Origin of the sequence: Rhizobium azibense, from assembly GCF_004342325.1 — a bacterium.
Classification (GTDB): domain Bacteria; phylum Pseudomonadota; class Alphaproteobacteria; order Rhizobiales; family Rhizobiaceae; genus Rhizobium; species Rhizobium etli_B.
The window spans coordinates 75839-85860 of the sequence record NZ_SMBJ01000016.1 but is presented as its reverse complement, the minus strand read 5'-3'; the positions used below and the strand labels follow the sequence as shown (position 1 = coordinate 85860).

13 protein-coding genes, 1 pseudogene and 1 riboswitch are annotated in these 10022 nt (G+C 59.3%); of the genes and pseudogenes, 5 read left to right on the top strand and 9 right to left on the bottom strand.

The genetic code is table 11. The annotated features are described in order from the left end of the window. From EV130_RS29600 to sugE, 4 genes and pseudogenes are all read left to right on the top strand, one after another. A pseudogene (locus EV130_RS29600) lies at nt 1-246 on the top strand (S-(hydroxymethyl)glutathione dehydrogenase); the annotation flags it as partial. A gap of 244 nt (nt 247-490) precedes the next feature. After that, complete coding sequence (locus EV130_RS29595; protein ID WP_074063169.1) at nt 491-964, top strand: YaiI/YqxD family protein; 474 nt, start codon at nt 491-493, stop codon at nt 962-964. Next, nucleotides 961-1794, top strand: coding sequence for an S-formylglutathione hydrolase (fghA, locus tag EV130_RS29590; RefSeq protein WP_074061348.1), 834 nt, complete (start codon nt 961-963; stop codon nt 1792-1794). The genes EV130_RS29595 and fghA overlap by 4 nt, the downstream gene beginning before the upstream one ends. A gap of 159 nt (nt 1795-1953) precedes the next feature. Continuing rightward, a complete protein-coding gene (sugE, locus tag EV130_RS29585; RefSeq protein WP_074061349.1) occupies nt 1954-2268 on the top strand; it encodes a quaternary ammonium compound efflux SMR transporter SugE in 315 nt (104 codons plus the stop codon). Between the two features lie 35 nt (nt 2269-2303). On the opposite strand, the gene EV130_RS29580 is transcribed toward sugE, so the two are convergent. From EV130_RS29580 to crcB, 7 genes are all read right to left on the bottom strand, one after another. Continuing rightward, nucleotides 2304-2696: a DoxX family protein gene (locus EV130_RS29580; RefSeq protein WP_074061350.1), complete on the bottom strand. Its 393-nt coding sequence runs from the start codon at nt 2694-2696 to the stop codon at nt 2304-2306. Nucleotides 2697-2819: 123 nt separating this feature from the next. Next, entirely contained in the window at nt 2820-4352 is a 1533-nt protein-coding gene (locus tag EV130_RS29575; protein WP_074061351.1) for an acyl-CoA carboxylase subunit beta, read from the bottom strand. A 36-nt stretch (nt 4353-4388) separates the two neighbouring features. Next, complete coding sequence (locus EV130_RS29570) at nt 4389-4847, bottom strand: hypothetical protein (RefSeq protein ID WP_074061352.1); 459 nt, start codon at nt 4845-4847, stop codon at nt 4389-4391. Between the two features lie 68 nt (nt 4848-4915). Next, the gene (locus EV130_RS29565; RefSeq protein WP_074061353.1) at nt 4916-5701 is read right to left on the bottom strand and encodes an ATP12 family chaperone protein; all 786 of its coding nucleotides are present in this window, start codon (nt 5699-5701) and stop codon (nt 4916-4918) included. Nucleotides 5702-5710: 9 nt separating this feature from the next. Then, complete coding sequence (locus EV130_RS29560; RefSeq protein ID WP_132554134.1) at nt 5711-6361, bottom strand: HAD-IA family hydrolase; 651 nt, start codon at nt 6359-6361, stop codon at nt 5711-5713. Beyond that, the gene (locus tag EV130_RS29555) at nt 6358-7350 is read right to left on the bottom strand and encodes an RluA family pseudouridine synthase (RefSeq protein WP_074061355.1); all 993 of its coding nucleotides are present in this window, start codon (nt 7348-7350) and stop codon (nt 6358-6360) included. Before EV130_RS29555 ends, EV130_RS29560 begins: the two co-directional genes overlap by 4 nt. Nucleotides 7351-7437: 87 nt before the next feature. Beyond that, nucleotides 7438-7815, bottom strand: a complete 378-nt coding sequence (gene crcB / locus EV130_RS29550; protein WP_074061356.1) for a fluoride efflux transporter CrcB — start codon at nt 7813-7815, stop codon at nt 7438-7440. A 121-nt stretch (nt 7816-7936) separates the two neighbouring features. On the opposite strand from crcB, the gene EV130_RS29545 reads away from it, so the two are divergent. Then, on the top strand, nt 7937-8203 hold the full coding sequence (locus EV130_RS29545; RefSeq protein WP_074061357.1) for a hypothetical protein: 267 nt from the start codon (nt 7937-7939) through the stop codon (nt 8201-8203). Nucleotides 8204-8255: 52 nt separating this feature from the next. Here EV130_RS29545 and EV130_RS29540 read toward each other — a convergent pair whose 3' ends face one another. Further along, nucleotides 8256-9221 (bottom strand): DUF1775 domain-containing protein, encoded by a 966-nt coding sequence (locus EV130_RS29540; protein WP_132662478.1) that lies wholly within the window; start codon nt 9219-9221, stop codon nt 8256-8258. 79 nt (nt 9222-9300) lie between these two features. Next, a complete protein-coding gene (locus EV130_RS29535; RefSeq protein ID WP_074063170.1) occupies nt 9301-9684 on the bottom strand; it encodes a hypothetical protein in 384 nt (127 codons plus the stop codon). A gap of 157 nt (nt 9685-9841) precedes the next feature. After that, a riboswitch (glycine riboswitch) is annotated at nt 9842-9934 on the top strand. Nucleotides 9935-10022 lie beyond the last annotated feature (88 nt).

The window sequence follows — 10022 nt, the reverse complement described above, 5'->3', positions numbered from 1 at the left end:
GTGGCCGGTGCTGGCCAGGAGATCTCGACGCGTCCGTTCCAGCTGGTGACCGGCCGCAGCTGGATGGGCACGGCCTTCGGCGGCGCGCGCGGGCGCACCGACGTGCCGAAGATCGTCGACTGGTACATGGAAGGCAAGATCGAGATCGATCCGATGATCACCCATACGATGCCGCTCGAGGACATCAACAAGGGCTTCGAACTCATGCATTCCGGTCAAAGCATCCGCGGCGTGGTGATCTATTGATCTCGAGTCTTATTGCAAATCGATCTGGCATTGCAGCCCGCCGATCGATAGATACGGCTGCAATCAGCACTGAAACCCGCTTCCGGGCGTACCGCGCGTGCCGAAAAATCCAAGTACCAGGATGTTTCGGAACTACGTCATCATCTACGATCGCTTGCCGGATGGCGCTGGCGTGGAACTCTTTTGCAGCGCGGTGCGCCACGAGACCACCATCGCTCTTTCGACGACTAGAAACGAACGACACATGCCGCAAATATATGTTGATGCAGACGCCTGCCCCGTGAAACCGGAAATCCTGAAGGTTGCCGAACGTCACGGCATCGAAGTAACCTTCGTCGCCAATTCCGGCCTGCGGCCATCACGTGATCCTATGGTCCGAAACGTCATCGTCTCCAATGCCTTCGATGCTGCCGACAACTGGATTGCGGAGCACGCGACCAACAGCGACGTTGTGGTGACCGCGGACGTGCCGCTCGCCGTGCGGTGCGTTGCGGGCGGTTCGCTGGTCTGCGGCCCCACCGGCCGCGTTTTCGACGACACAAATATCGGAATGGCGAGCGCCATGCGCGATCTCGGCGCACACCTGCGGGAAACCGGCGAAAGCAAGGGTTATAATGCCGCCTTCAGCCCGAGGGACCGCTCGCGGTTCCTAGAAACCTTTGATCGGCTTTGCCGTCGCTCCAAGGCGGCAGCCACAGGAACGGGAGATCAAAAGTGAACATCATTTCCCAAGCGACCGCCTTCGGAGGCATGCAGGGCGTGTATTCGCACGAATCGGAATCCTGCAAATGCGAGATGACTTTCGCAGTCTTTGCGCCGCCGAAGGCCATCAAGGAGCCCTGCCCGGTTCTATGGTATCTTTCCGGTCTCACCTGCACGCATGCCAACGTCATGGAAAAAGGCGAGTACCGGCGCATGGCGGCCGAGTTCGGCCTGATCATCGTCTGCCCGGACACGAGCCCGCGCGGCAACGATATTCCCGACGAGCTCACCAACTGGCAGATGGGCAAAGGCGCGGGCTTCTATCTTGATGCCACAGAAGAGCCCTGGGCAGAAAACTATCGGATGTACACCTACATCACCGAGGAGCTGCCGACCCTCCTCGCCAAGCAATTTCGCGTAGACATGAGCCGCCAGGGAATCTTTGGTCATTCGATGGGCGGTCATGGAGCGCTGACGATGGCGCTGAGGAATCCGGACCGCTTCAGGAGCTGCTCGGCGTTTGCGCCGATCGTCGAGCCATCGACTGCCGATTGGTCGGCGCCGGCATTCGAAAAGTATCTTGGTTCCGATCGCGCGGCCTGGCGCAACTACGACGCATGCGCCTTGGTAAGCGACGGCGCACGCTTCCCGGAATTTCTGATCGACCAGGGGAAGGCTGACGGCTTCCTGGAAAATGGCCTGAGGCCGTGGCTCTTCGAAGAGTCGATCAAGGGCACGGACATCAAGCTCACGCTGCGGATGCATGAGCGCTACGACCACTCCTACTATTTTATCTCCACCTTCATGGATGATCACCTGACGTGGCACGCCGAGCGGCTCGCATAAGGAACACAAGGACGGGTGGCATGGCAGCTATCCCGGTTCCAACCTTGCAACGGCACTCAAACCGAGCCTATGAGCAACAACGCAGTCGACTGCGGCGCCCGTTCTACTGTGGGCGCAAACGTCGCGGGGACGGCCTCGCTCTTTAAAAAGGAGAGTAAGATGGCCTGGTTTCTGCTGATTCTTGCAGGTCTTTTTGAATGCGGCTGGGCAATCGGCTTGAAATACACCGATGGCTTCACGCGGCCAATGCCGACGGTCCTGACCGTCATTTCCATGGTGATCAGCATTGTCCTGCTCGGTCTGGCGGTCAAGACGCTGCCGATCGGCACGGCCTATGCGGTCTGGACGGGTATAGGCACCGTCGGAACCGTGCTGCTCGGCATATGGCTGCTCGGCGATCCCGTCACAGCGGCCCGCCTCGGCTGCATCGCACTGATCATCGCCGGGATTGTCGGACTTAAACTGGCTGCATGACCAAGACTGCCGCGGAAGAACCCGCGGCAGTCTTCTCAGGCGTTGCGATTGTCGAGCGAAAAGGCGCCTGCACCGGAAAAAACCAGGAACAGGAAGACGAAGCAGTAGAGGATTGCCGATTCTCCCTGATTGACTGACGGATAAAAACCCAGGGGCATATGCGCCATGAAATAGGCAACAGCCATCTCTCCGCTCAGGATGAAAGCGACCGGACGTGTCAGGAATCCGACGAGAATGGCCAGGCCGCCGACGAATTCAAGAAGCGCCGCGACGAGCATGAGCGGCGGAAGCGGGCCGCCCTCTCCCTGCGGAATCGGGAATGCGAACAACTTCATCGTGCCGTGCTCGATGAACAGAAGCGCAGTGGCGATCCGAAGAGCGGCCAGCGCGTAGGGTTGATAGACGCTCAAACGTTCGAAAACGGACATTCAGACTCTCCCTTGAGATAAGACGGTCGAGCGTTAGTCCCTAAACGAGAGGAATGAACACACGGATCGTTGACATGTATTCACTTCCTGTTGATTTCGCATGATTTTCACGATGCTCACGTCTTAGAGCGGAATATTGTCGTGCTTCTTCCAGGGGTTCGAGAGATCCTTGTTGCGCAGCATCTTCAGACCGCGCGCCAGGCGGCGGCGCGTCGAATGCGGCATGATCACCTCGTCGATATAGCCACGCTCGGCCGCGACAAACGGCGACAGGAAGCGGTCCTCGTACATCTTTGTGTGTGCCGCTATCTTTTCCGGATCGGTAATATCCTTGCGGAAGATGATCTCGACTGCGCCCTTCGCACCCATCACTGCGATCTGCGCCGTCGGCCACGCATAGTTCAGATCGCCGCGCAAATGCTTGGAGGCCATGACGTCGTAAGCCCCGCCGAACGCCTTGCGGGTGATGACAGTCAGCTTCGGCACGGTCGCCTCCGCATAGGCAAAAAGCAGCTTTGCCCCATGCTTGATGAGACCGCCATATTCCTGCGCCGTGCCTGGTAGAAAGCCCGGAACATCGACGAAGGTAACGATCGGAATACCGAAGCAATCGCAAAAGCGCACAAAACGCGCGGCCTTGCGTGATGCATCGCTATCGAGCACGCCAGCAAGCACCATCGGCTGGTTTGCCACAAAGCCGACAGTCGAGCCCTCGACGCGCCCAAAACCGCAGACGATGTTCTTGGCGAAGCTTGCCTGGATCTCAAAAAAATCGCTGTCGTCAGCAACCTTGTGGATCAGCTCCTTGATGTCATACGGCTTGTTGGCATTGGCCGGGATGAGAGTGTCCAGCGATTGATCCCCATCCGTCACCGACTGGTAACATTCGATCTCCGGCACCGGTGACGTATTGGAAAGCGGCAGGAAATCGACGAGGCGGCGGACCTGCAGCAATGTATCGACATCGTTGTCGTAAGCGCCGTCAGCGATTGACGAACGGGTCGTATGAATAAAGGCGCCGCCGAGTTCCTCGGAGGTCACTGCCTCGTTGGTGACGGTCTTGACGACATCCGGACCGGTCACGAACATGTAGGAGGTGTCGCGCACCATGAAGATGAAATCGGTCATCGCAGGCGAATAGACGTCGCCGCCGGCACATGGGCCCATGATCACGGAAATCTGCGGAATGACGCCGGAAGCCAGCACATTGCGCTGGAAGACTTCGGCATAGCCGCCGAGCGCAGCAACCCCCTCCTGAATGCGCGCGCCGCCCGCATCATAGATGCCGACGATGGGAGCGCGATTCTTCAGCGCCATGTCCTGCACCTTCATGATCTTCTCGGCATGCGCCTCGGAAAGCGAGCCGCCAAACACGGTAAAATCCTTGGCGAAGACGAAGACGGGCCGACCGTTGACAGTTCCCCAGCCCGTGACGACGCCGTCGCCGGCAATCCGGCTCTTGTCCATGCCGAAGTCCGTCGAGCGATGCTCCACGAACATGTCAAACTCCTCGAAAGTGTTTTCATCGAGGAAGATGTCGATCCGTTCGCGTGCCGTCAGCTTGCCGCGCTTGTGTTGCGCTTCGATGCGCGCCTTTCCGCCGCCCTGCCGGGCAATCCCCCGGCGCCGCTCCAGCTCGTCGAGAACTTCCTTCATGAAATCTCCCCTCGCCGCTCGATTGCGGCTTGATCTTCAGCCTCGGCCGGTATTGAGCTTGAAGGCCGAGCGGACTCGCGCGGCGATATCCTCCGCCAGAATCTGATCCGCCATAGTCCGATCGTTGGCAGTGCTGGTCACCTCGAACGAGCTGACGGCGACGACCGAGCCCTCGTCGACGGACGCCGCATCGATACTGATCTTGGCGATATTTCTGTTCTTGTCGAAGCCTGTGACTTTCTGGAGGGAAACGATGCGAACCGTCAGCACGACTCGCGGATAGACCTCGGTTCGAACCGTCGCATTGATGGCGGCATTGATGCGGTCGCCGACGCCTGAAAGAAGTTCGGGCGGCGTATTGGGACCGCCGAGAACCACGGCACTGCGGACATCGTAGATAGGAGCGGCGGGCTCATCGGAGGTCAGGCCCATGCAGGACGTCAGCACGGTACAGACCAGGGCCAGCTGACAAAAAAGCGACCTGAACCAATTCATGCTGAATTCCGCACCTCTCCCGCTCGGAGTCGCAGACTTCGACATAATGGCTGTCAAAGCAATATGTTTCAGGCTTTTAGCGCCAAAAAAACCTGCGCCGCTGCCTTGAATTCCTCAAAGCGCTTGGCACGGCGCAGTTCGCCCTCCTCGTCGCGGCCCCAATGCTCGATTGTCCAGTCCTCGTCGAGATGGGCAAGCGACCAGACCTCGTCCATGGTCAGACGGCGCTCGGCGAACGCCAGCGCCAGAAGGGCCGACCCGGTTAGTGTCGTCATAGTGTGAAGAGAGGCAAGTGCCAGCGCACTGTCGTGTCTGCGCAACGAGACGTCGAAGGCTGCGACCGCTTCGCGCGGCTGCTCGTGATGCATCACGCCTTCGATGAGGATGAAGCGCGCACCGAGATCATTCGCCGCCCAATCGAGAACCGGGTCCCACTGCTCTGTCTGGCGCTGCACCAGAAGTTCCGGTCCTTCGGCGCGATAGCAGAGAAGATCAGTCGAGGAAAACCGCAAGATGTCTTCGAAGACGGCTTGCGTATCCATCGCGACGCCGTCGAGCGCGGTATTGACGAGGCGCGTGACGGGCATGGTCGCCGGATCGATTTTTTCCGCCTGTGCATCCCACTCTGAGGCAATGAGGTCGGCCAGCGCCTTTACCGGCACTGCCAGAACCTGTTTGGCCGGCGTGCGCACGACCTTGCCGTCAAGCTCGATTGCGAAGCCATCGTCCCGCTCGGCAACCGCAACATCCTTGTAGAAGCGTTTCGGCAGCGGTCTTTTCATCTGGATCTGCGCGCGGCGGATCGGATCGGGGTGGCTCAGTCCTTCGGAAAGATCGTTCAGCAGGTCGCGCATGGCGTCACCTCAAAAATGGTCAAGCACGTCATTCGGATGGTAAGCGATAATATCGGCTCCAGCGCCAATCAGTTCGTCAATGCTAGCATAGCCCCAGGATACACCAATTGCCCTTGCGCCCGCAGCCTTTGCCATCTGCATATCGTAGATAGCGTCGCCAATGACGATGGCATCAGCGGCCTTCATGCCGGCCTCGTCGCAGCATTCGGTTACCATGGCCGGATGCGGCTTCGACGGACAATCGTCGGCCGTCCGAGAGACGATGAAATGCGGCGTGAAGCCATGTGTTTCCAGGACATTGACAAGCCCGCGGCGCGACTTTCCGGTAACGGCGCCGATCAGAATGTCCTCCCTTGCTGCGAGCCTGTCTATCATCGGCTTAATCCCGGCGAAAAGCGGCACATCCATGCCGGGCTCGTGCCTTACGTCCATGTAGATCGACCTGTAGTGCGCCGTCATTGCAATCGCCTCGTCATCGACATGCAGCTTGCCCTGCATGCGGGCAATCGCGATGTCGAGGGTCAGACCGATGATCGATTTTGTTTTGGAAACATCCGGCCGTGGATGACCGAATTGAACGAAGGTTCTGGCCATCACCTCATGGATCAGCGCGGCACTGTCGACCAAGGTGCCGTCGCAATCGAAGAGAACAAGCCTCATTCGTCAATCCTCTCCGCACCGGCAAGATCAAGGCCGAGAAGGTTCCATGTCTGCACCATATGCGGTGGCAGCGGCGCCGTGATGCGCAGGCGTCCGCCTGCAGGATGCGGGATATCGATATGACGGGCATGCAGGTGCAGCCGCTTCTGGATGCCGCCGGGAAAGTCCCAGTTCGGATCGTCGATGAAGTATTTCGGGTCGCCGATGATCGGATGGCCGATATGCAGCGCATGAACGCGAAGCTGGTGCGTACGGCCGGTGTATGGCTCCATCTCGAGCCAGGCCAGGTTTTGCGCCGCCGTCTCGATCACGCGATAATAGGATACGGCATGATCGGCGCCCTCCTCGCCGTGCTTGGCAACGCGCATGCGATCGCCATCGGCAGTCGCTTCTTTGACGAGCCACGTGGAGATCTTGTCCTCATGCTTGCGTGGTACGCCCTTCACCAGCGACCAATAGGTCTTCTTGGTGTCACGTTCGCGAAAGGCAGCCGTCAGCTTCTGAGCGGCACCGCGCGTGCGGGCAATGACGAGCACGCCCGATGTGTCACGGTCAAGGCGGTGCACGAGCCGCGGCTTCTCGCCCTTCGGACTCGTCCACGCCTCCAGCATCTGGTCGATATGCCGGGTCAGACCGGATCCACCCTGCACGGCAAGTCCGGCGGGCTTGTTGAGGACGATCACCTTGTCGTCCTCGTGCAACACCATGCGCTGCAGAAGTTCGTAATCGCTGGAATGCTTCAGATCCTTCCCGGCTATCGGGCCGTTCTTGACCTTCGCATCGACATCGAGCGGCGGCACGCGAACCGTCTGGCCGGGCTGCACGCGCGCATCGGTTTTTACCCGTCCACCGTCAACGCGGACCTGGCCTGAACGCAGGAGCTTCTGAAGCTGGCCGAAGCCGAGGCCCGGGAAATGGATCTTGAACCACCGGTCGAGCCGCATGCCCGCCTCGTCGGCATCCACTTTGATATGTTCGATTCCGGCCATTCTTGTTCTTTCGGAAAAATCTTGGTCGCGCCACGGGCGCAGTTGCCGGTGGCTTTAGAGCATTTTTCTCCGCGGGGAAACTGCCTTTCAGATCAAAGCACGCACGAGAGCAAGACCCGCCATGACGGAGGCCATCGAAAGCCCGACGCTTGCGGCGACATAAAGCCCGCCGGCAACTGCCTCGCCCCGTTCGAAAAGCGAGATCGCATCCAGAGAAAAGGCGGAAAAGGTCGTAAAGCCGCCCAGGAAGCCGGTGATGAGAAGCAGGCGCATCTCGACGGAGGCGTTGAACCGGCGCGCAATCATTTCGGCAAAGACGCCAATGGCGAAACAGCCAACGACATTGACAATCAGCGTACCCCAGGGAAAGCCCGGCCCCAGCAGCCGCAGCGACCACTGGCCGACATAATATCTCAAAAGGGAGCCGATAGCGCCGCCGGCGCCGACAAGAAGAGCCTGGATCATCACTCTGGTTTACCTGACGAATTGATCGATTCCAATCGGATGACAAGAAATCCTGCCGTTCAATCAAATGCGAATGATTTCCTTAGCCGCACACCAACCGGCGATGTGTATTAAGCGTGCCATGACACAGGTCGTCACCATATCCGCGAGCACCGCCGCTGCCGCTTTCGAAACGCTGAGGATTGCTCCTCGCGTGCCGACCAGCATGGCGGCAAAGGAAGCGCGCCGGATCGCAGAGCGTCAGCTCAAGGACCGACATGACCAGGAGTTGAACGAAACGGCCAGCATCATTCAATCCACCGAAGTGGCGCTCGACTTGATGGCCAAAGGCAACAAGCAGCCGCAGGCAGGATTGCCGCAGGCATTGAAATCCTACGAGGATTTTTGAATTCATTACCTTGGAAAAGCGGCCCGCAGCACTGCCGCAGGCCTGTTTCTGGTTATTTGCCCTGGGCCGAAAGCACCTTAAACGTCACGTCCATCTTGCCCGCCTTCTCAAATATGAGCGTCACCGGCACGCTCTCGCCCTGCTTGAAAGGCGCCTTCACCTTCTGGAACATCAGATGCAGGCCGCCGGGCGCTAGCTTCACCGTCCCGCCCGCCGGAATGGCAATCCCATCCTTCAGTTCACGCATCTTCATGACGTTGTTCTGCATGCCCATTTCGTGCATCTGTACTTCGCCAGCAGTCGGCGAGGAAACTTCGACGAGCCTGTCGTCGGTCTTGCCGTTGTTCTTGACGGTAAAGAAGCCGCCGCCGACCGGCTGGCCTACCAGCATTGCCTTTGCAAAGGCGTCGGACACTTCAAGGTCGCCGACTGTTGCAATGCCGCCTGCTGCAGCATTCACGTCCATCCCGGCCATGTCGCCATGGTCATGGCCATTGCCGCCGCCGGCAACGACCTTCAGCAAGGGCGCCGGGTCCTTGAGCTTATGGGGATCGCCGCCATCGGTTGCGACCTGGTCCCATGCCTCGGTCGCATCGCCGCAAAGCTGCTTTACCGGAAAGGCCAGCGAGGTTCCGGCATCCACCCCCGAAACCTTTCCCTGGATCACGAATGTATCGTAAAAATCGTCCGAGAGGTTGCCTCCCTTCCAGCGGATTTCGACGACGCCGGATTTCACTTTGGTGCCGTGATTGTCGTAGTTCTTCTGATAGTCGCCCTTGATCACTTCAAGTTCCCAGCCGGCCTTTGGCTGCGGCTTGGCGAATACGAAGCCTTCCGGCAGCTTCACCTGCACTTCGTTGGTGGGCTTGCCCTCACAGCCATGCGGCACCTGCAGAGTTGCGAGGAATGTCTTTTCCTGTGGGGCTTCGGGATCAAGAAAGGTGACATGCGCCTGCGCTGCAGTGAATACGGCTGCGGAAATCAGAGCCGCAGCGCTGAGTGTCTTGATTGTCTTCATCGGGTATCTCCTCGCCGGCTGCTGCTCGCAATGGCTAGCGCGCCGGCATTGTCCTGTCATTATCGGTGGTGGCTGGAGATCAGGCCTGAACCGGCGGTGCCCTGGACTTCGGCCGTTCGACGGCGTGGCCTCCGATGGGGGTGTCCGCGACAGCCGGAGAGTTATGGAGTGTTGCGAATTCGAGATGCAGCCAGGAGCCGTAGTCCGGCACCGGCAGGATGACGAAAGCCCAAAGCCGGCAGACTTCGCAACTCGGCTTCAGCGGCACTGTCTTGTCGCTGCCGTCGTTAACGGTCACGCAAAGCGAGGCGTAAGTGCCGTCCGGCAGCACGTAGGCGGCGCTGTTATAGTCAGCGTCCGCCGCAGCCGCCTGCGGCGCCTGGTGCGCAAGGCCAAGCATAAGCAAGCTCAGCGCGCAGACAACGCGCGTCAGCATGCTAAGGTTTTGGCCCGTCTTTTCCATCTGATCCTCTCTAGCGGATTTCGCGATTAAGCACTTTATCCGAAAAAAGCAAAAGCCCATTTGACGCAGATCACACTTTGCCGAATGGCGGCGCGACAAAAATTTGTTCGGCGGCGACATTCCCCCTTGCCAAGAGCCTTCTCCGCCGGATAATTGCGGCACCCTGTTGGGAGAATCCGGTCTGAAGGCGGCCGGTGCCGAAGGAGCAACCGCCCCGGAAACTCTCAGGCCAAAGGACCAGCAAGGGGCAGACGGAACTCTGGAGAGAAGCGTTGTCGAAGCGCTCGCCGAAGGGATAACAATCTCAGGCACAGGGACAGAGGGGGCTCGAAAGCAAG